Source organism: Afipia sp. GAS231, assembly GCF_900103365.1.
GTDB lineage: Bacteria > Pseudomonadota > Alphaproteobacteria > Rhizobiales > Xanthobacteraceae > Bradyrhizobium.
Window position 1 is genome coordinate 1,279,382 of the sequence record NZ_LT629703.1, and the last position, 19,712, is coordinate 1,299,093.

16 protein-coding genes are annotated in these 19,712 nt (G+C 64.7%); 8 read left to right on the plus strand and 8 right to left on the minus strand.

Annotated features, from left to right (window positions below):
* Positions 1–10 precede the first annotated feature (10 nt).
* Positions 11–619, minus strand: a complete 609-nt coding sequence (locus tag BLS26_RS06230; protein WP_092509362.1) for a DUF2147 domain-containing protein — start codon at positions 617–619, stop codon at positions 11–13.
* Between the two features lie 146 nt (positions 620–765).
* Positions 766–1,794, minus strand: a complete 1,029-nt coding sequence (locus BLS26_RS06235; protein ID WP_092509365.1) for an NAD(P)/FAD-dependent oxidoreductase — start codon at positions 1,792–1,794, stop codon at positions 766–768.
* Between the two features lie 171 nt (positions 1,795–1,965).
* Between BLS26_RS06235 and BLS26_RS06240 the strand changes: the two genes are divergently transcribed.
* Entirely contained in the window at positions 1,966–2,421 is a 456-nt protein-coding gene (locus tag BLS26_RS06240; protein ID WP_092509367.1) for a thioesterase family protein, read from the plus strand.
* Positions 2,418–3,527, plus strand: coding sequence for a S9 family peptidase (locus BLS26_RS06245; RefSeq protein WP_092509369.1), 1,110 nt, complete (start codon positions 2,418–2,420; stop codon positions 3,525–3,527). The genes BLS26_RS06240 and BLS26_RS06245 overlap by 4 nt, the downstream gene beginning before the upstream one ends.
* Positions 3,528–3,547: 20 nt before the next feature.
* Here BLS26_RS06245 and BLS26_RS06250 read toward each other — a convergent pair whose 3' ends face one another.
* Positions 3,548–3,868, minus strand: coding sequence for a 2Fe-2S iron-sulfur cluster-binding protein (locus BLS26_RS06250; RefSeq protein ID WP_074274642.1), 321 nt, complete (start codon positions 3,866–3,868; stop codon positions 3,548–3,550).
* Between the two features lie 139 nt (positions 3,869–4,007).
* Entirely contained in the window at positions 4,008–4,385 is a 378-nt protein-coding gene (locus tag BLS26_RS06255; protein ID WP_092517701.1) for an Hpt domain-containing protein, read from the minus strand.
* Between the two features lie 399 nt (positions 4,386–4,784).
* Here BLS26_RS06255 and BLS26_RS06260 point away from each other — a divergent pair, with 399 nt between their 5' ends.
* The 5 genes from BLS26_RS06260 (at position 4,785) to BLS26_RS06280 (ending at position 14,313) form a co-directional block, all read left to right on the plus strand.
* Positions 4,785–10,181, plus strand: a complete 5,397-nt coding sequence (locus BLS26_RS06260; RefSeq protein WP_092509371.1) for a negative regulator of septation ring formation — start codon at positions 4,785–4,787, stop codon at positions 10,179–10,181.
* Positions 10,182–10,358: 177 nt separating this feature from the next.
* Positions 10,359–11,954: a flavin monoamine oxidase family protein gene (locus tag BLS26_RS06265; protein WP_092509373.1), complete on the plus strand. Its 1,596-nt coding sequence runs from the start codon at positions 10,359–10,361 to the stop codon at positions 11,952–11,954.
* 4 nt (positions 11,955–11,958) lie between these two features.
* The gene (locus BLS26_RS06270; RefSeq protein WP_092509375.1) at positions 11,959–12,390 is read left to right on the plus strand and encodes a cytochrome c; all 432 of its coding nucleotides are present in this window, start codon (positions 11,959–11,961) and stop codon (positions 12,388–12,390) included.
* Between the two features lie 27 nt (positions 12,391–12,417).
* Positions 12,418–12,903 (plus strand): RidA family protein, encoded by a 486-nt coding sequence (locus BLS26_RS06275; RefSeq protein WP_092509377.1) that lies wholly within the window; start codon positions 12,418–12,420, stop codon positions 12,901–12,903.
* A gap of 3 nt (positions 12,904–12,906) precedes the next feature.
* The gene (locus tag BLS26_RS06280) at positions 12,907–14,313 is read left to right on the plus strand and encodes a M20/M25/M40 family metallo-hydrolase (protein ID WP_092509379.1); all 1,407 of its coding nucleotides are present in this window, start codon (positions 12,907–12,909) and stop codon (positions 14,311–14,313) included.
* A 99-nt stretch (positions 14,314–14,412) separates the two neighbouring features.
* On the opposite strand, the gene BLS26_RS06285 is transcribed toward BLS26_RS06280, so the two are convergent.
* The 3 genes from BLS26_RS06285 to BLS26_RS06295 are packed head-to-tail and all read right to left on the minus strand — an operon-like array spanning position 14,413 to position 17,240.
* Positions 14,413–15,324 carry an MlaD family protein gene (locus tag BLS26_RS06285; RefSeq protein ID WP_092509381.1) on the minus strand — a complete coding sequence of 304 codons (912 nt, stop codon included), beginning with the start codon at positions 15,322–15,324 and terminating at the stop codon, positions 14,413–14,415.
* 9 nt (positions 15,325–15,333) lie between these two features.
* Positions 15,334–16,104 carry an ABC transporter ATP-binding protein gene (locus BLS26_RS06290; protein WP_092509383.1) on the minus strand — a complete coding sequence of 257 codons (771 nt, stop codon included), beginning with the start codon at positions 16,102–16,104 and terminating at the stop codon, positions 15,334–15,336.
* 2 nt (positions 16,105–16,106) lie between these two features.
* Positions 16,107–17,240 (minus strand): ABC transporter permease, encoded by a 1,134-nt coding sequence (locus BLS26_RS06295; RefSeq protein ID WP_092509385.1) that lies wholly within the window; start codon positions 17,238–17,240, stop codon positions 16,107–16,109.
* 232 nt (positions 17,241–17,472) lie between these two features.
* Here BLS26_RS06295 and dgcA point away from each other — a divergent pair, with 232 nt between their 5' ends.
* Complete coding sequence (dgcA, locus tag BLS26_RS06300) at positions 17,473–18,480, plus strand: N-acetyl-D-Glu racemase DgcA (RefSeq protein ID WP_092509387.1); 1,008 nt, start codon at positions 17,473–17,475, stop codon at positions 18,478–18,480.
* On the opposite strand, the gene BLS26_RS06305 is transcribed toward dgcA, so the two are convergent.
* Positions 18,450–19,649: an MFS transporter gene (locus tag BLS26_RS06305; RefSeq protein WP_092509389.1), complete on the minus strand. Its 1,200-nt coding sequence runs from the start codon at positions 19,647–19,649 to the stop codon at positions 18,450–18,452. The two genes, dgcA and BLS26_RS06305, sit on opposite strands and share 31 nt — an antisense overlap.
* Positions 19,650–19,712: the final 63 nt, after the last annotated feature.

Below are 19,712 nucleotides of genomic sequence, written 5' to 3' on the forward strand. Positions count from 1 at the left end.
GCGCGTTTTCCTAGTGTGCAGGCGCCGGTGCAGGCGCGCCCTTCTTCGGCGCCGGAGCTGCTGCTTTGGGCGCCGGACCAGGCTTGATCGCGGCCGCCTGCGCCGGCAGATACTTGGCGATGATCGCGGGATCGACCTGAGCCAAGTTCGTATCCGGAAGGCGCTCCCAGATCTCGTCCTTGCCGAACAGCGATATCCCGAGGAAACCGCGCATCGTCAATTTCTGGCCGTCGGGGCTGACGCTCATCTTCGCCTTGTAGATCTTGCCGTCGCGCGGATCGAGTACGTTGCCGTCCTCGTATTTCAGACCGTCGCGCTTCATGTCGCGGATGAGGGAGATACCCAGCACCGGCGCGTTCTTGCGGTCGTCGGTGCATTTCGAGCAGATATCAACCTTGTTCGGATCTTCGCCGGGAAGCGGAAAGGTCTTGGCGATGACGCCCTCGAAGATGCCGCTGTGATCGACCACGAGAAACCAGGCCACCGGCTTGTTGTTCTCGAGCTTCTGCCACAGCCCGGCCGCCGACGGCTCCGCCGGCTGGGCTGCAAGTTCGGAAGCACAGGCGAGCGCCATCACGATCGGCAATATCAGTCGAATTCCAGATAGTGCATTTCGCATTTTAGCCACCTGATCAATTCACCAAATGAATGGCTGCAGACTAAGGCCATTTGGCGGACGGTTCCAGTACCGGCGCGACCGATTGCCGGACCGCGGCGAACGCGCCGCGGTCTGAAAACGCTCTGCCGGTCATATTACGGTTGGAATCAGTTGACCCCGAGCTTCTTCTGCAGGCTCGACGACGAGGTCGTGTACTGGAACACCAGCCGCTTGTCCGGATAGACGTAGCGGTGCGCCTTCTGCGCCATCAGCGCGCCCTCGTGGAATCCGGAGAGGATCAGCTTCAGCTTGCCCGGATAGGTGTTGATGTCGCCGATCGCGAAGATGCCAGGCACGTTGGTCTCGAACGCCGCGGTCTCGACTGGCACCAGATTGTTTTCCAGCGCAACTCCCCAGTTGGCGACCGGACCGAGCTTCATGGTCAGCCCGAAGAACGGCAGCATGGTATCGCAGTCGACCTTCGAGACCGCGTTGTCGTTGCCCTTCATGACGGCGCCCGAAAGCTTGCCGCCCTCGCCTTCCAGCGAGGTCACCTGACCGATCCTGAGATCCATCTTTCCGCTCGCCACCAGCGCACGCATCTGCTCGACGCTGTGCGGCGCCGCGCGGAAATCGTCGCGCCGGTGCAGCAGCGTCACGCGCTTGGCGATCGGATGCAGATTGAGCGTCCAGTCCAGTGCGGAATCGCCGCCGCCGACGATCAGGATGCTCTTGTCGCGGAACTGCTCCATCTTGCGCACGGCGTAGAACACCGACGCGCCCTCATAGGCCTCGATGCCCGGAACCGGCGGACGCTTCGGCTGGAACGAGCCGCCGCCCGCGGAAATCACCACCACCTTGCACTCGAACACCTGGCCGGCATCGGTGGTGACCCGGAAGCCGGGGTCGCCGATCTTCTCGATCGTCTCCACCATCTCGTTGAGATGGAAGGTCGGGTTGAACGGCTTGATCTGCTCCATCAGCGCTTCGGTGAGGCCATGGCCGGTGACGAAGGGAATACCGGGAATGTCGTAGATCGGCTTTTCCGGATAGAGCTCGGCGCACTGGCCGCCGATCTTGTCGAGGATGTCGACCAGATGCACCTTCATGTCCAGAAGGCCCAGTTCGAACACGGCGAACAGGCCGCACGGACCCGCGCCAATAATCAGCACATCGGTTTTGATCGCTTCGCTCATGTCAGCTTCTTTTCGGTTGAACTGGGCGGAAAGGCTGCGTCTGTCTAGCCAACACAGCCGGAACAGGAAAGCCATAATATGGCGTGCGTGGCTGCGGCAACCCCTTGCCGTCATTCGACAACTGGGCTGTAACGGCGTGAAACATTCGGAGATGGCCCTGTGAACGCCCCCGTGAATAGCTCCTTGCGCCCCGACGCGACCCCGCGTCTGGAGGATTTCCCCTATCGCCTGTCGGACAATGTGCGCTTTGCCGACCTCGATCCCAACCAGCACGTCAACAATGCCGTTTATGCGACCTATTTCGAGACCGGCCGCGTTACGCTGATGAAGGACCGCAGCTACGGGCTGATGCCTGATGGCGTCACCTGGATCATGGTCCGGCTCGACATGCACTTTCGCGCCGAACTGCGCTGGCCGGGCAGCATCGAAATGGGGCTCGGCGTGGTCAAGTTCGGCCGGACCTCCGTGACCTTCGATCAGGTGGTGTTCTCCGGCGGCATCTGCGTCGCCTCGGCGCAGTCGGTGTCGGTGCTGCTCGACGAGGCGACACGCAAGCCGACGGCGCTGACATCTGACATCCTGAAAAGTTTCCAACCCTGGATTCGCCGCGGGATCGATCCGGCATGATGCGCACGGCGCGGCTGGCGGTTCTGATCGTCTGCGCCGCGCTGCAGCCTGCCGCCGCCGACCCGTTCTACCGCGAGGATTTGCGGATTCCGGCGACGGCTGCCGGCCCGCGCGGACTTGAAGCGATGTTGTTGCGTCCCTCGGGCACGCGCCGCTATCCGCTCGCATTGATCAGCCACGGCACACCGCGCGATGCGGCCGAGCGGGCCGGCATGTCACCCTATGGTTCCTATCGGCAGGCGCTCGAATTTGCCCGGCGCGGTTTCGCCGCCCTCGTCGTCATGCGCAGAGGTTATGGCGATTCCGGCGGCGACTATGCCGAGAACAGCGGTCCATGTGGACAACGCGACTACTCACTGGCGGCGCGCGCCTCGGTCAGCGATTTGCGGGCGGCCATCGACGCCATGAAGGGCCGAACCGACGTGTCGACCAGCGGCATGATCGCGGTCGGCGTCTCGGCCGGAGGTTTTGCCACGGTGGCGCTGACATCAGATCCGCCGGCGGGACTTGCAGCCGCCATTAGTTTTGCCGGTGGCCGCGGTTCGCGCGCCGACAACGATGTCTGCGACCAGGATGCGCTGGTCCGCGAATTCGGCGTCCTCGGCCGGACGTCGCGAATTCCGATGTTGTGGGTCTATGCGCGCAACGACAGGTTCTTCTGGCCCGAACTGGCGCACCGCCTGCACGCGGCATTTACCGGCGCCGGCGGGCGCGCCCAGTTCATCGACGCGCCGTCGACCGGCGACGACGGCCACTTCCTGTTTTCGACCGCGATCCCGCTGTGGACGCCGATGGTCGACAATTTCCTGCGCGACCAGAATCTCGGCACCCGCGATCTCGCAGCCGTGCCGGCGCTGGCAGCACTCGCGCAGCCGCCGCAACTTGGCGAAAAGGGACGCGCAGGATTTTCCGATTATCTGTCCGCCAGTCCGCACAACGCCTTTGCGGTGTCGCCGAGGGGCGCCTTCGCTTACCGCGGCGGACGCCGATCGGCCCGCGAAGCGGCCGACGATGCGCTGGCGGCATGTGCGGGTTTTGCGCCGGATTGCACGCTCTATGCGGTCGACGACAAACTGGCCGACAAGACCGGCGCCGGATTGCGCTGAAGAGAGAACCGATAAGGCTGTTACGCCTGCCGTTCCGGCGTCGACACCACGAGACCGTCGAGTTCGTCGCTGACCTTGATCTGGCACGACAGCCGCGAATTCGGCCGCACGTCGAAGCCGAAATCCAGCATGTCTTCTTCCATCGGCGTCGGGGCGCCGACCTTTTCGCGCCAGGCTTCGTCGACATAGACATGGCAGGTCGCGCACGCGCAGGCGCCGCCGCATTCGGCTTCGATGCCTGGAACGGCGTTGCGGATCGCGGCTTCCATCACGGTCGCGCCGTTTTCGACTTCAATGGTTCGTTTCTCGCCGGAATGGTCGACAAAGTGAATTTTGGCCATGATCGCTCGTGCTGCCGGAATACGAAAAGGAGGGTCCCGGCAGTCCTATAACGGGTCGATCCGCACAGCGCCAGCGCTCGGGGGGAAAACCTAACAGGGCATTTTTCGGGGGCTTTGGCCTGCCGGAGCCGGGTTTCGCTCAGGAACGACGCAGGACCGCCTCGATCGCCGTCCGCGCCAATGCGATCGCATCGGCAAGTTCGGTGAGCTGGTCGGCCGGGTCGACTCCGCCCGATATCACCGCCTCGAGACGGGCGGCGGCATCGGCGACGGCAAACGCGCCGATGGCGCGGGCCGAGCCTTTAAGGGTATGCGCCAGCGCAGGTGCATCCGCAGGCATGGTCGCGAGCGTACCGAGGAGGCTCGCCGACTGGGCCGCGAACATCGCCAGCACTTCCTGCTCGAGGCCGGCGTCGCCAAGCGTCATGCGTTGGAGATGTGCGAAATCGATCGGACCGTCATCGGGTGCGAGCGGCGGCGATGGCATCCATTCTATCCGTTCGAGATGAAGCGACATGGCCGGGGTCCGGATCGCCCTGCCGTCGGTTGCCAGAAGGGTCGTTGCGGCCAGCCAATCATGGAACTGGTTAACGGAACGTTGCAAGAATTTGCCGCAACTTCGCCTTGTTTTTGACGGGGAGTCGCCCCAATCGATCGACGACCGCAAGAAATTTGTGTATCCGTAAGGCCTTAACGAACAAAGCTGTTAACGATGATTAAGAATGTCTTAATCGCGGCCATTTCATTCGTATCGCTCTCCCAATAGGATGTTTGCGGATGTAGCGGACAAACGGGCCCCGGTTTTTGCACGGGCGCGCTTGCGCTCCGCGGCGGGGAAAAGACACCGGCTTCACTCTTGCGGGGACGTTAGCAAGAACGGCCGGATGCGTAAAAAGTAAGAGGGCTCGGACTGAACATGGCGAACACTCCCAAGAAGGTCAAAGATCCCACTGAAGTCGCGCTTTCCGCCATTCAGGAAGCGTTGAACATCAGCGATACGACCGTCGACACCAACCGAAATTCTGTTGGCAACGACATCGAGCCGCCGACCATTTCCTCCGCCGCACCGTCTTATTCCGAAACGCCGTACGATACGCGCGATATGCGCCAGAACACGGACCGTCCCGTGTTCGATCCGATCGAGGAGCCGCGCAGTCCCCGTCGCGCCGCCAACGACGATCGCGAAACCATCGGACAGATCCTGCAGGCGATCCAGAAGGGCCGCCCTGCCCGCAGCGTCTATACGCTCGCAACCATCTTCGGCGCCGTCTGGCTGGTCGGCTGCGCGCTTCTGACGGTCAGCTTCCTGCCCTCGCTGCAGGCCGCGATCGGACAGAGCGGTGGCGTGCTGCTGCTCGGCGGCCTTGCCGCGCTGTTCTTTGCGCCGGTGCTGCTGTTCTACTTCCTCGCCAGCCTGGCCTGGCGCGGCCAGGAAATGCGCATGATCGCGCAGTCGATGGCGCAGGTTGCGATCCGCTTCTCCGAGCCGGAAAATGCGGCCGCCGATTCCATGGTGACCGTCGGTCAGGCGATCCGCCGCGAGGTCGCGGCGATGGGCGATGGCGTCGAACGCGCGATCGCGCGCGCCGGCGAACTCGAAACGCTGGTCGCCAACGAGGTCTCGGCGCTCGAGCGCGCCTATACCGACAACGAAGTGCGCATCCGCGCGCTGCTGCAGGACATCGCCCATCAGCGCGACAACCTGGTCGGCCAGGCCGAGCAGGTTCGCAGCGCCATTTCCGGCGTGCAGATCGACCTGCGCCACGATATCGCGCTGATCTCGGATGCGATCGCCTCCCGCGTCGACGAAGTCGCAAAAAGCATCACCGGCGCGCTGGAAGAGCGCGGCCAGCACATCACCTCAGCCTTGAGCCATGCCGGCGACAACATGATCCTGGCGCTCGGCGAACGCGGCGGCGACCTGCTCGACCGCCTCGAGGAAGCCAGCGCCGAGACCACGCGCGCCGTGCTCGACGCCTCGGAACGCCTGACCACCAGCCTCAACTTCAAGACCGGCCACGTCCATGACGAGTTCGTCGATCTGGCCGACCGCGTCCACGAAATGCTGAACGAGCGCATCGATCGCATCACCGGCGAGTTCGAGCAGCGTTCCTCGACCATTGTCGACGGCATTTCGGACCGCACCGAACAGGTCCACGACTCGCTGAAGAACTCCTCCGACTCGCTGCTGCTCGAACTCGAGCTGCGCTCGGGCGACCTCGTCAGCAAGATCGACGACGCCGGCAACCGCCTCGCGACCCAGATCATGTCCTCCGGCGACAAGGCCAGCGACGCGCTTGATGTCACGGTCAACACCCTGGTCGCCAAGGTGATCAGCCAGACCGAGACCGCGCACGACTCACTTTCGCTGCAGATGAGCGCGTTCGACGAACTGGTGAAGAACCAGGGCGGCGACCTGGCGGAGAGATTCGCTCGCGACAGCGGCACGCTCGGCGCGCTGATCACCCGCCACATCTCCGAGTTCGATCGCACCGTCAAAACCTTCGGCGGCGAGATCGTCGAGCGGATGGGCCAGCGCACGCAGGAGATCGGCGACAACCTGAAGAACTACGTCGACACCTTCGACACCCGCCTCTCCTCCAACGGCGGCGATATCACCGCCTCGCTGGATCAGCGCCTGCTGCAGTTCGAAACCACGCTCGGCAGCCGCGTCACCAACCTCGACATTTCGCTCGATACCAAGATCAAGTCGTTCGACGAGACCATCGACGGCCGTCTGAAAGCGCTGGAGCAGACCTTCGACACCCGCGCCAAGTCCGTCACCGAAACCATCGACGGCCGCCTCGGCACGCTGTCGACGTCGCTGACCGAAGGCGCGGCGCAGGCGATCCAGTCGATCGACTCGCGGCTTGGCCTGCTCACCTCGACGCTGACCGACGGCACCGCGCAGGCGCTCGCCGCGGTCGATCATCGCATCACCAACGTCATCGAAACCGTCGATGGCCGCAGCACCCACCTGACCGACACCATCTCGGCCCGGTTCCAGGAAATCCACCAGGGCATCGAGACCCGGGTCGGCGCCATCGCCACCGACATCGACACCCGCGTTGCGCAGTTCGAAGACCTGCTGGGTTCGCGCGTCGAAGCCGTCGCCGGCCGTATCGAGAGCAGCGGCCGTCAGGCCAGCGACGACCTGATGGCGCGCGCGGAATTGCTGTCCTCGGGCATCAAGTCCCATGTCGAGGACGCCGAACGCTCGCTCACCAACCTTGTGGTCAACACGTCGGAAACCATCCAGACCGGCGCGCGCGCCGCGCAGCAAGCGCTGCTGACCGTTTCCTCCGATGTCGGCGCCCAGCTCAAGCTGACCTCGGCGGAAGTCGAAGCCTCCCTCACCGCCGTCGGTACCGGAGCTGCGAACTCGATCCTGACCAGTTCCCGCGAAGCCCAGACCACGCTGGTGTCGGCCTCTTCCGAAGCCGCTTCCCAGATCAAGTCGCTCGCCGAAGACGTCGAGCGCACACTCTCGGCCGCAGGCAGCGCCACGGCAGCGTCGGTTCTCGCCGGGGCCCGCGAGGCCCAGACCACGCTGGTCACGGCGTCCTCGGACGCGGCAAGCCAGGTCAAGTCGCTCGCCGCCGACGTCGAGCGCTCGCTCTCGATCGCCGGCACCGCCACCGCCGAGGCGGTCACCGCCGGCGCACGCCAGGCACAGTCCACGCTGGTCGCGGCGTCATCCGAAGCCGCCACCCAGGTCAAGTCGCTGGCCGCCGATGTCGAGCGCTCGCTCTCGATTGCCGGCACCGCCACCGCCGAGGCCATCACCGCCGGTGCGCGTGACGCCCAGAACACGCTGATGACGGCCTCGACCATCGCGGCCGATCAGGTCAAGTCGCTTTCCGCCGACGTGCAGCGTTCGCTGTCGCTGGCCGGAACCGCCACCGCGGAGTCGATCACGTCAGGCGCACGCGAGGCCCAGAACACCCTCGTCACCGCATCCGCCGACGCCGCAAGCCAGGTCAAGTCACTGGCAGCCGACATGCAGCGCTCGCTCTCGATGGCCGGCAACGGCACCGCCGAGGCGATCACGACAGGCGCCCGCGAAGCCCAGAACACGCTGGTCACGGCGTCCGCCGAAGCCGCCAACCACGTCAAGTCGCTGGCGATCGACGTCGAACGCACCCTCAGTGCAGTGGGTGCCGACACTGCGGCCTCGATCCTCGGCAGCGCGCGCGAAGCCCAGAGCTCGTTCGCCGCCACCTCCTCTGAAGCCGCGAGCACGATCAAGGCGATTTCCGCCGACATCGAGCGTTCGCTGAGCAACGTCACGGCTGCTACCACCGACAATATCCAGACCACCGCGCAGACCGCGCAGAGCGCGCTGATTGCCGCTTCGAACGAAGTCAGTTCCAAGGTCAAGTCGACCTCGGCTGATCTCGAGCGTTCGGTTCTCGCCGCCAGCAGCAATTTCGGCTCGACGATGACCGGCAAGACCGACGAAATCGTCACCTACGTTCAGCAGCAGACCGATCGTCTGGCACAGATCGTCGACAGCCGCCGTGGTTCGCTGGTCGAGGCGCTCGCCGCCAAGACCACGCAGCTCACGACCGACATCGACCGCGTCACCGCCGACGCCCTGAAGTCGATCGAGACCCGCGGCAACGCGTTCTCGCAGTCGATGGCGACCAATGGCTCGGAAGTCGCACGCACGATCACGTCGGCCGGCGACCTCGCCACCGGCGCGGTAGCCAAGTCGCTCAAGGATCTGGAGCAGTCGTCGCGTTCGGCGATCGACCAGTCGCGCCAGGTTTCGATCGCGGCCGTCACCGAAATGCAGGAGACCAGCAAGATCCTGCGCACCGACACGGTGGCGCTGTTCGAGCGGCTGCGTGAAGGCAACATCCTGCTGCAGGAAGTGCTGACCGGCGCCCACGACAACCTCAACTCGCTGGAGCGTGCGCTGGTGACCCGCGTGGCCGACTTCGTGTCCGCCATGAACGACGTCACCTCGCGCAACGGCGTCGCCACCCAGACGCTGGAAGACCAGTTGACGGTCTTCAACTCCAAGACCGCCAAGGCGCTGGAAGACCTCGGCATGCTGTCGAGCGAGTTCGATCATCACGGCAAGGCGCTGGTCGATGCCGCGGCCGTGGTCGAACAGGCCAACCGCACCACCACGACCAACGTTGCCGAACGCAAGGCGCAGCTTGAATCGCTGGTCACCACCATCGACCTGCGCACCACCGACCTCGATCAGCGGCTGTCGCGCTTCACCGGCCTGCTCGACGAATCGCTGGCTGCCGCCGAAGAGCGCGCCCGCGACATCGCTCGCGTCGTCGCCGAAACCGCAGGCGCGGGATCGGCTGCGATCAGCCGGCAGTTCGAGGCCGTCCGTGCTGCCGCCGAAAACGAACGGCATCAGACCCTCGACGCCATGGGCGAATTGTACCAGCAGAGCGCCGCCGAAACCGACGCGATGTTCAAGCAGTCGACCGAGAAGTTCGGCACCATGGTGCAGGCCATGAAGGCGATGGCCGCCGAGATGCACAACGAGCTCGAAGCCACGCGTAACGAACTGCGCCGCGGCGTGCTCGAAATGCCTCAGGAGGCCGCCGACAACACCGCGCAGATGCGCAAGGTGATCGTCGACCAGATCGAGGCGCTCGCCGAACTGAACCGGATCGTCGCCCACCACGGCCGCGGCCTCGACGTCGTGAGCCAGAACCGTCCCAGCGTGCAGCGTCAGGAAGAGCCCCTGATGGCCGTCGCCGGCGGCCGCAACGACACCCGCATGCGCGATACCAGCCGAGATACTGGCAGCGCATCGACCCTGCCGCCGCCGGACCTCGGCATGCCGTCGCGCCGTACCGAAGCGCCGCCGGTCTCGCCCGCGAGCCAGGAAGGCGGACGCGACGGATGGCTGTCCGACCTCCTCAGCCGCACCGACGCAGGCGCGCCCGCCGGCCAGGCACCCCGTGGCCGCCCGGCGCAAGGCGGTCAAGGCCAAGGACCCGCCAATCCGCTGGAATCGCTGTCGCTCGACATCGGCCGGCTGATGGACCGCAACCTCGCCGCCGAAATGTGGGATCGCTACCAGCGCGGCGAGAGCAAGGCCTTCACCAAGCGGCTCTACACTCCGGCCGGCCAGAAGGCGTTCGACGAAGTCGCCCGCAAGTACCGCGCCGACCGCGGTTTCAAGCAGACGGTCGACCGCTATATCGCCGAGTTCGAGCGGTTGCTCGACGAGGTCGCGCGGGAAGACCGCGCGCCCCAGGCGCTGCGCGGTCACCTGACCTCGGAAACCGGCCTGGTCTATACCCTGCTCGCGCATGCGGCGGGACGGCTGGGATAAGGCCGCGGCCGATGGCAGAATAGGAAACGGAGGCCTCGCGGCCTCCGTTTTGTTTTCTGGCCACTTCGTCGCTTACCGAAATCGTTCGCTCTGCGGTTTGCGCCGGCCAAAACCAGTCCCTATCTGTTCAATCCAAGGAGCGCCCGCAGGAAGCGCTTCGGGCGAGACCAGGTGCTTATGCCGAACGAGAGCGAGACGGTAAGCCGGCGCGATCTGCTGTCGCTTGTGGGGGCGGTCGCCGGCAGTGCGGCCATGTACCAGGCGATGACCAGCCTCGGCTTCGCCTCGGAGACCAACTATAAAGGGCCGATCAAGCTCTCAGGCGATGCCAAGGGCGCATCGGTATTGATCCTCGGCGCAGGTCTCGCCGGCATGACGGCAGCACTGGAGTTGCGCGCCGCCGGCTACAAGGTCCAGGTGCTGGAGTTCAACAGCCGGCCCGGAGGTCGCAACTGGACGCTGCGCGGCGGCGACAGTTTCACCGAGCTCGGCGGCGCGACGCAGACCTGCGGCTTCGAGGACGGGCTCTATCTCAACCCGGGGCCGTGGCGGATTCCGTATCATCACCGCGCCTTGCTCGATTACTGCAAGCGGCTCGGCGTCGCGCTCGAGCCCTTCATCCAGCTTAATCATAGCGCCCTGCTCCATGCCTCGACGGCGTTCGGCGGCAAGCCGCAGCGCATTCGCGACATCAAGACCGATTTTCAGGGCCACGTGTCGGAGCTGCTCGCCAAGGTGACGCAGCAAGGCAAGCTCGACGAGGCGGTGACGGTCGAAGACAAGGAAATTTTGCTGCAGGCGTTGCGGTCCTGGGGCGCACTGGACAAGAACTATGCCTACCAGGCCAATCTGATTTCATCCGCCTATCGCGGCTATGCCAAGGATCCCGGCGGCGGGCTCGGTGCGGCGCCGGTCGCCGGCGAGGTCATCAAGCTCCAGGATATCCTGAAATCCAGGCTGTGGGGTTACCTGCGGAATTTCTCGCTGCATGAATTTCAGACCACCATGTTTCAGCCGGTGGGCGGCATGGACATGATCGGCAAGGCATTCGCGAGAGAAGTCGGCGATCTCATTCAGTACGATGCAAAGGTCACGAAGATTCAGCAAAGCGATGGCGGCGTCACCGTCAATTTCGTGAATTCCAAAACGCCGTCGACGCCGCAGACGGCAACGGCGGATTGGTGCGTGTGCACGATTCCGTTGTCGATCCTGAGCCAGATCGACATCCAGGTCGGTCCGCGCATGAAGGCCGCGATCGATGCGGTCCCCTACTCCTCATCCGTCAAGATCGGCCTGCAATTCAAGCGCCGGTTCTGGGAAGAGGACGAGGCGATCTATGGCGGCATCAGCTACACCGATTTGCCGATCCGGCAGATTTCCTATCCGAGCAGCGGCTTCAACCGAACCGGCCGCGGGGTATTGCTGGGTGCCTATCTCTATGAGGGCGCCAACGCGTACGAATTCACCTCGATGTCGCCAGCGGACCGCGTCGCGCGCGCCGTCGAGTTCGGCTCCCGCCTTCACCCGCAATACCGCGCCGAGTTCGAAAACGGCATCGCTGTGGCCTGGCATCGTGTCCCCTTCACGCTAGGATGCGCGGGAAGCTGGAGCGAGACGGCGCGGGCCGAACACTATGACAACCTGTGCCAGATCGACGGCCGGATCGTGCTGGCCGGCGAGCACACCTCCTACATTCCGGCCTGGCAGGAAGGCGCGATCCTGTCGTCGCTCGACGCCATCACGCGGCTGCACGAACGCGTCGTCAGGATGTGATGCGATGAAGTCTCGCCTGATCGGACCAGCAGGATGGATGACGGCAGGCCTGATAGGGATGTCACTCGTATCGTCCACAGTGCATGCAGACGAAGAATCCCTGTCGCGATCTCGCACGCCGCTGAGCACCGGCTTCCGGTTCACCGAGCAGACCGGCGAAGATCTGTTCGCCAGCGCCTGTCAGGGGTGCCACATGCCTGACGGCCACGGCGCTACCGGCGCCGGCACCTATCCCTCGCTGTCAAAGGACAACAATCTCGAAACTGCCGGTTATCCGGTTTACGTCGTCGTCCGAGGCCAGAAGGCGATGCCGCCGGTCGGCGCGATGATGAGCGACGACCAGGTTGCCGCCATCGTCAACTATCTGCGGACGCATTTCGGCAACCAATATGGCGACGCCATCACGGCCGAAGACGTCAAACGTGTCAGGCCATAAGATCAACGACTTCATGGGGAGACGGAAATGAAAAAGGGAATGCTGACGTTGGCTGCGTTATTGCTCGGCGCAAACGCCGCCCACGCCGAAGTCGTCCGCTATCCGATTCCGAACTCGACGTTCCCGATCGCCCAGGCGGTAAAGGTCTCCGGCGACGCCGTCACTTTGTATGTGAGCGGCCAGGTGCCGCCCGTGCTCAACAAGGATGTCGAAGCCAACACGCCGCAGGCTTACGGCGACACCAAGACCCAGACCGTCGGCGTGCTCAACCGGATCAAGCAAATTCTCGAAGGCCAGGGATTCGGCATGGCCGACGTCATCAAGATGCAGGTGTTTCTGGTGCACGACGCGCGCGCACCGATGGACTTCAAGGCATTCATGGAAGGCTACACGCAATTCTTCGGCGGCGCTCAGCCCAACCTCCCCGTCCGCTCCGTCATCGGCGTCGCGGCGCTGGCCAATCCCGGCTTTCTGGTCGAGATTGAAGTGACGGCCGCCAAGGACTCGAAATAAGGAATGAAAAAGATGCGCCTGTTTGCAGCCATGTTGATGTCCGCCGCCCTGGCAGGCCCGGCCGTAGCTGAAGGCCTGAACCCCAACCAGCAGCGGGCGTTCGACATTTACAAGGAGTTGGTCGAAATCGATACGACGACGGCAACCGGCGACACCGCAAGGGCCGCCGAGGCCATGGCCGCGCGGCTGCGCGCCGGCGGAATTCCCGACGCCGACGTTCACGCCTTCTCGCCGGCGCCGCACAAGGGCAATCTCGTCGCGCGGCTGCGGGGAAGTGGCGCACGCAAACCGATCCTGCTGGTGGCGCATATCGACGTCGTTCCGGCGCCGCGCGAGGACTGGTCGACCGATCCGTTCAAGCTGGTCGAGCAGGACGGCTATTTCTATGCGCGCGGCAGCGGCGACGACAAATACATGGCGGCTTCCTTTGTCGCCAATCTCATCCGCTACAAGCAGGAAGGCTACAAACCGGACCGCGACATCATCCTGGCGCTGGAGACCGACGAGGAAATTCTCGACAAGGATGCGCTCGGCATCCAGTGGCTCTTGAAAAACCATCGCGACCTGATCGACGCCGAATTCGCCCTCAACGAAGGCGGCCCGGTGGGCCTCAAGGACGGCAAGCCGCTGCGGGTTTCCGTCCAGACCAGCGAAAAGGTCTCGGTGACCTATGCGTTAAGTGTCAAGAACAAGGGCGGCCATAGCGCCGCTCCCACCAAGGACAATGCGATCTATCGGCTAGCGGCGGGCCTCGGCCGGCTTTCGGCGTTCAGCTTCCCGATCGCTCTCAACGAAACCACGCGCGCCTATTTCGAACGCACGGCGCAGATGGAAGGCGGCCAGCTGGCCGACGATCTGCGCGCCGTGCTGTCAGGCCAGACCGATCCGGCTTCGCCTGCGGTGATGCGCCTGTCCGACAATGTCGGCTACAATGCGCAACTGCGCACCACCTGCATCACCACGCTGCTGCAGGCCGGCACCGCCTTCAACGCGCTGCCGCAACTGGCGACCGCCACGGTCAACTGCCGGGTGATGCCCGGCGAGGCCATCGACGGCGTCAAGGCAACGCTGGAGAAGGTGCTCGGCGACGACCAGATCGCGGTCACCCAGATCGATACGGCGACCCCGAGCGAACCTTCCGCGCTCAGCGAGCAGGTCATCGGGCCGATCACCAAACTGTCGGCCGAGTTCTTTCCCGGCGCGGTGGTGCTGCCGATCATGAGCGCCGGCGCCACCGACGGCAGCTACCTGCGCAACGCCGGCATCCCGACCTACGGCCATTCCGGAATGGCCGGCGACATCCATGAATCGCGCATCCACGGCCGCGACGAGCGGGTGCTCGTCAAATCGTTCTTCAACGGCAATGAGTATCTGTACCGGCTGGTGAAGGAGTTTGCCGGCGGGAAGTGAGCAGCGCGAGTTCGTCATTGCCAGCGAAGCAATCCATCTATCCGCGATAAGAAAGAATGGATTGCTTCGTCGCTTCGCTCCTCGCAATGACGTGGGGTGCTACTGCCGCTTCTGCCCGCTCGGCGCTGCGGCTGCCGCCGCGGGCGGCTTGGGCGCTGCAGCCCTCGGCGGCGGTGGCGCAGCTTCCGCCGCCGGCGCGGCGTTGTTGCTGCCGCCGAAGATCACCCGGCTCGGGTTGCGGTCGAAATTGGTCACCGCGCGGCTGATATCGGCGAGCGTACGCCGGCCGTCGGCGATCAGCGCGCCCGAGCGCTTGTCGAAATCGTCGGCCAGTTCGCGGATCGACTTCACCATCAGGTTCAACTCGCCGCCGCCGGCGCCGCCCGCGATGGTGTTCAGCCCGAGCATCAGGCTGTCCGCCTTGCCCATCACGCCGTCGACCTTAAGCATGACGTTGTCGATTTTCTCCGAGTTGCGCGCCAGCGCGGAGGTGAAGGTCTCGAGGTTCTTCAGCGAGCTCTTCACCGATTCCTGGTTGTCGGCGACGATGCGGTTGACGTTCTGCAGGGTGGCGCGGATCGCCTCGGTGACGTCCTGCAGCGCGTTGGGATCGGCGGTCAGCACCGGAACGCCGTCCTCGTCGAGCGGCACGGTAGGGGCGGCTTCCTCGCCGCCCTTCAGCGAGATCGCGGCGACACCGGTCAGGCCCTGAAATTCGAGGCCGACCAGGGTGTCCTTGCGGATCGGGGCATTGTTCTCGACCATGGCCAGTGCGACCACACGACGCGGGTTATCGAGCTTAACCGAAATGACTTCCCCTATCCGGATACCGTTGAAGTTGACACTGCCGCCGTTGCGCAGGCCGGACGCCGGGCCTTCGAACACGATACGGATCGGGCTGCGCGCCTTGGTGGTGTGCAGGCTCTGGAACCACAGCACGAAGCCGAAGGCGGCCGCGATCACCGCCAGCGTGAACGATCCGATCAGGACGTAATTCGCCCGCGTTTCCATCAATTACTCCTAGACCACAACGGCGCGGGCGCGCTTGCCGTTGAAATACTGGTTCAGCCACGGATGCTTCGAGGCCTTCATGTCGGCGATCGATCCTGCGGCAATGATCTTACCGTTCCCTAAAACGGCGATGCGATCGCAGGCCGTATAAAGGCTGTCGAGGTCGTGGGTTACCATGAAAACGGTCAGGCCCAAAGTTCGCTGCAGGGTCCGCACCAGTTCGTCGAAGTCGCCGGCGCCGATCGGATCGAGCCCGGAGGTCGGCTCGTCCAGGAACACCAGTTCCGGATCGAGCGCGAGCGCGCGCGCCAGCGCCACGCGCTTGACCATGCCGCCGGAGAGCTCGGAGGGAAAACGGTCGGCGACCTCCGGCTTGAGGCCGACCATGCCGAGCTTGGCCACCATGATCTCGTCGAGCAGCCGCTGCGACACCTTGAGATATTCGCGCACCGGAAACTGGATGTTCTGCCGCACGGTCAGCGAGGAGAACAGCGCGCCCTGCTGGAACAGGATGCCCCAGCGGCGCTCGACGCCTCTGCGCTCGGCGGTGCTGGCCTTGTCGAGGTCGACGCCGAACACTTCGATGCGGCCGGCGAGTTTCGGCACCAGGCCGATGATGGTGCGGGTCAGCACCGACTTGCCGGCGCCGGACGGACCGACGAAGCCGAGAATTTCGCCGCGCTTGACGTCGAGGTTGAGCCCGTCGAGCACCCGCGTGGTGCCGAACTGAACGGTGATGTCGCGAACCCGGATGATGGCGTCGGAGATTTCGCCTGCCATGTTCACATTCCGATCGATGCGAAGAAGATGGCGAACACGCCATCCATGACGATGACGAGGAAGATTCCCTTCACCACCGAGGACGTGGTGTGCTGGCCGAGCGATTCAGCGCTGCCCTGCACCGCCAGGCCCTCGACGCAGGCGACGATGCCGATCACCGCGGCCATCACCGGCGCCTTGATGATGCCGACGATGAAATGATTGATCGAGATGGCGTCGCGCAACCGCAGCAGGAACGCTTCCGGATCGACGCCACCATAGAGCCAGGCCACGAGGCCACCGCCGTAAAGCGCGGCCATGGCGCCGAGGAAGGCCAGGATCGGCAGCGCCAGCACCAGCGCCAGCATCCGCGGCAGGATCAAGACCTCGATCGGATCGAAGCCCATGGTGCGCAGCGCGTCGATCTCCTCGCGCATCTTCATCGAGCCGAGTTCGGCGGTGTAGGCCGAGCCCGAACGGCCCGCCACCATGATCGCGACCAGCAGCACGCCGATCTCGCGCAGCACCAAGACGCCGAGCATGTCGACGACGAAAATATCGGCGCCGAATTGACGGAAATGGAAAATACCCTGCTGCGCGATGATGCAGCCGATCAGGAAGGTGATCAGCACCACGATCGGCACCGCGCGCCAGCACACCTGCTCCAGGTGATGGATGGTGGAAGTGAGACGGAAACCGCGGGGATGGATGACGACATTGCCGGCCGCGGCCAGCACCGCGCCGAGCATGTCGATCAGCCCGACCAGAGTGCCGCCGACGCCGACGACGCTGCGGCCGACCTGCTCCAGCATGCCTGATATCGTCACCGTATGGCTGTCGATGACGGGCTGCGCCTTCACCCGGCGGACCTCGTCGACCAGGCTCGAATAGTTGGCCGACAGGCCCGCGATCTGGGCCTCGATACCGCCCGCGGTCAGGCTGCGGCGCAGCCGCTCGATCAGCCAGGCGCCGAAGGTGTCGAGTTTCGATACCTGGCTGACGTCGATGAAGATGTTGGGCCGGCTGCCACCGAGCTTCTCGGCGTCGGTCACCAATCGTTCCAGCACCGGAGCAAAGCGGGCCGTCCACGAGCCCGCCGCGCACAAGGCAAGCCCGTTGCCGCTGGCGATCCGCTCCAGTGTCGGGTCTCCGTTCACGATGCCCGCCCCCCGACCGGCTCGCTGTCGATGCAAAAGATAAGGTCCGGCACGCCGCACTGCCTTGTAGAATCTGACACTAGTTCATGATCCGGTGAATCATGATCTAGTTCTTCTTGGTTCAGCATGATCTGCTCGGAAAACCGGTGTCCACTTTTCCGGATCATGCTCTAACCAGCCATAGTTGGTTGCGGCGGGCAAGCTTACGGTTCAGAAATTGCAAGATTTTAAAATGACTTCCACCCCTTCCCCACCACTTGCCCGACAACTTGCCGCAGCCATCGAACGCTGGCCGATCGCGGGTTCCTTCACGATCAGCCGGGGCGCCAAAACCGAGGCGGTCACCGTGGTCGCGGAAGTCAGCCAGAACGGGCGATCCGGGCGCGGCGAATGCACGCCCTACCCGCGCTACGGCGAGACCCCGGAAGCGACGCTGGCCGCCCTTGTGGCGATGCAGGAACCGTTGTCGCGGGGAATGGACCGAATGGCCCTGCAAGCCGCGATGCCCCCCGGCGCCGCCCGCAATGCGCTGGACTGCGCCCTGCTGGACCTCGAGGCCAAAACCGCGGGCCAGCGGGTCTGGACCCTGCTCGGCCGGCCGGCGCCGCGGTCCTGCACCACGGCTTTCACGATCTCGCTGGGCACGCCGGACGCGATGGCTGCCGCAACTGCGAAAGCCGCGCACCGGCCGCTGCTCAAGATCAAGCTCGGCGGCGATGGCGACGGCGCGCGGATCGCGGCGGTGCGAAAGGCGGCGCCCGAATCCGAACTGATCGTGGATGCGAACGAAGCGTGGACGCCGGATAATCTCGAGCAGAACCTCAAGGCCTGCGCCGGCGCCGGCGTGACGCTGGTGGAACAGCCGCTTCCCGCCGGCAAGGACGAGGCGCTGGCGCGCATCAAGCGGCCGATCGCGGTCTGCGCCGACGAGAGCGTGCACGACCGTGCCTCGCTGACGGACCTGCGCGGGCGCTATGACGCGGTCAACATCAAGCTCGACAAGACCGGCGGCCTGACCGAAGCGCTTGTCATGGCCGACGCCGCGCAGGCGCTTGGATTTGAGATCATGATCGGCTGCATGGTCGCGACGTCGCTCGCCATGGCGCCGGCGATGCTGCTGGCGCCACAGGCGCGCTTTGTCGACCTCGACGGCCCGCTACTGCTGGCGCGTGACCGCGACGGTGGACTGCGTTACGACGGCAGCCTGGTCTACCCGCCGGAAGCCGCACTCTGGGGCTGATGCAATAATTTGTGCCGCGCGCAGAACATCACGACCGCGGCCGCCAGCGCCATCGCCGACATCATATAATAGACGCCAGCCCCGTAGCGCGCATAGACCATGCCCGACAGGATTGACGCCGTCATGCTAACAATGCCGCCACAGGCGGCGAGATAGCCCTGTCCGCGCGCCATCAGGTGGATCGGCACGTGGCGCACCAGGAGGCCCATGGTGCCGACCTGGGTAATGCCGTAGGTCAGCCCGTGCGCGAGCTGGACCACACTGAGCACCGCGAGTGATGGCTCCTGCGCCGTGATCGACCAGCGCGCCACCGCGCTGAGTGCGCCGATCGCCACCAGCGTCGAAGGTTGCAGCGTAAAGCGCGGCGACAGCGCGAACACCACGATCTCGGCCAATACGCCGAGCACCCACAGCCCGGCAATGGTCAATCCACCCAGCCCCAATCCCTGCCAGGCGATGGACGCAAACGCGTAATAGGCCGCGTGGCTGCCCTGGGTCAGCGCCGAGGCGACGATGATGGCGACAAAACCCCAATCGCGCAGCAGCGGGCTCGCGCCCTGGACGGCCGCCTGTGCGGGCCTCGGCCGCTCCAGCGGCTGCAGCCCAAGGCTGGCGACGGCGCCGAGCGCCGCGATCGATGCGATCACCCAGATCAGGTGTTTGGCCGCGACGATATCGACCAACAGCCCGCAAATCAGCGCGCCGACCACGAAGGCCGCCGAGCCCCACAGCCGCATCGGCCCGTAGTTCAGGCCGTAGCGCGCCACGCCGCGCAGCGCATAGGCGTCCGTCAGCGGCAGCATCGGCGTCCACAGCGCGCAGGTGGCGGCGTAGGCCAGCAACACCGCAAGCGGCAGATATTGCGTGCCGATCACGGCAAAGCCCAGCGCGGTCGCAAACGCAGCTACCGTCAGGGCCCCGCGCAGCGAATAGCGCTTCTCGGCAGCGCCGGTCACGAACGGCAGCACCGTGAAGCGCGTGGTCGCCGGCACCGCGGAAATGATGCCGATCCACGAGGGATCGATGCCGACCGCCTTCAGCCAGACCGTGAAAAACGGCAGGTGGGTACCCATCGTTCCGAAGGTGGCGCCGTAGAACAGCGCCAGCCGGCCAGCGAATCGTTTCGACGCAGCTTGAGAAGCGATGGGGATTTGTGATTCGCTTGGCATCAATTCAATTGCGATTCGCCCGATATCGTGATGTTCGTTATCGTAACGCGCCGTGATTTGCGC

Excerpts from the sequence above, each read along its gene's own strand:
- BLS26_RS06280 (WP_092509379.1), top strand. The coding sequence starts at position 12,907 with ATGAAAAAGATGCGCCTGTTTGCAGCCATGTTGATGTCCGCCGCCCTG.
- BLS26_RS06235 (WP_092509365.1), bottom strand. The coding sequence starts at position 1,794 with ATGAGCGAAGCGATCAAAACCGATGTGCTGATTATTGGCGCGGGTCCG.
- BLS26_RS06305 (WP_092509389.1), bottom strand. The coding sequence starts at position 19,649 with ATGCCAAGCGAATCACAAATCCCCATCGCTTCTCAAGCTGCGTCGAAA.
- BLS26_RS06245 (WP_092509369.1), top strand. The coding sequence starts at position 2,418 with ATGATGCGCACGGCGCGGCTGGCGGTTCTGATCGTCTGCGCCGCGCTG.
- BLS26_RS06275 (WP_092509377.1), top strand. The coding sequence starts at position 12,418 with ATGAAAAAGGGAATGCTGACGTTGGCTGCGTTATTGCTCGGCGCAAAC.
- dgcA (WP_092509387.1), top strand. The coding sequence starts at position 17,473 with ATGACTTCCACCCCTTCCCCACCACTTGCCCGACAACTTGCCGCAGCC.
- BLS26_RS06285 (WP_092509381.1), bottom strand. The coding sequence starts at position 15,324 with ATGGAAACGCGGGCGAATTACGTCCTGATCGGATCGTTCACGCTGGCG.
- BLS26_RS06230 (WP_092509362.1), bottom strand. The coding sequence starts at position 619 with ATGCGAAATGCACTATCTGGAATTCGACTGATATTGCCGATCGTGATG.
- BLS26_RS06250 (WP_074274642.1), bottom strand. The coding sequence starts at position 3,868 with ATGGCCAAAATTCACTTTGTCGACCATTCCGGCGAGAAACGAACCATT.
- BLS26_RS06270 (WP_092509375.1), top strand. The coding sequence starts at position 11,959 with ATGAAGTCTCGCCTGATCGGACCAGCAGGATGGATGACGGCAGGCCTG.
- BLS26_RS06265 (WP_092509373.1), top strand. The coding sequence starts at position 10,359 with ATGCCGAACGAGAGCGAGACGGTAAGCCGGCGCGATCTGCTGTCGCTT.
- BLS26_RS06290 (WP_092509383.1), bottom strand. The coding sequence starts at position 16,104 with ATGGCAGGCGAAATCTCCGACGCCATCATCCGGGTTCGCGACATCACC.
- BLS26_RS06255 (WP_092517701.1), bottom strand. The coding sequence starts at position 4,385 with ATGTCGCTTCATCTCGAACGGATAGAATGGATGCCATCGCCGCCGCTC.
- BLS26_RS06260 (WP_092509371.1), top strand. The coding sequence starts at position 4,785 with ATGGCGAACACTCCCAAGAAGGTCAAAGATCCCACTGAAGTCGCGCTT.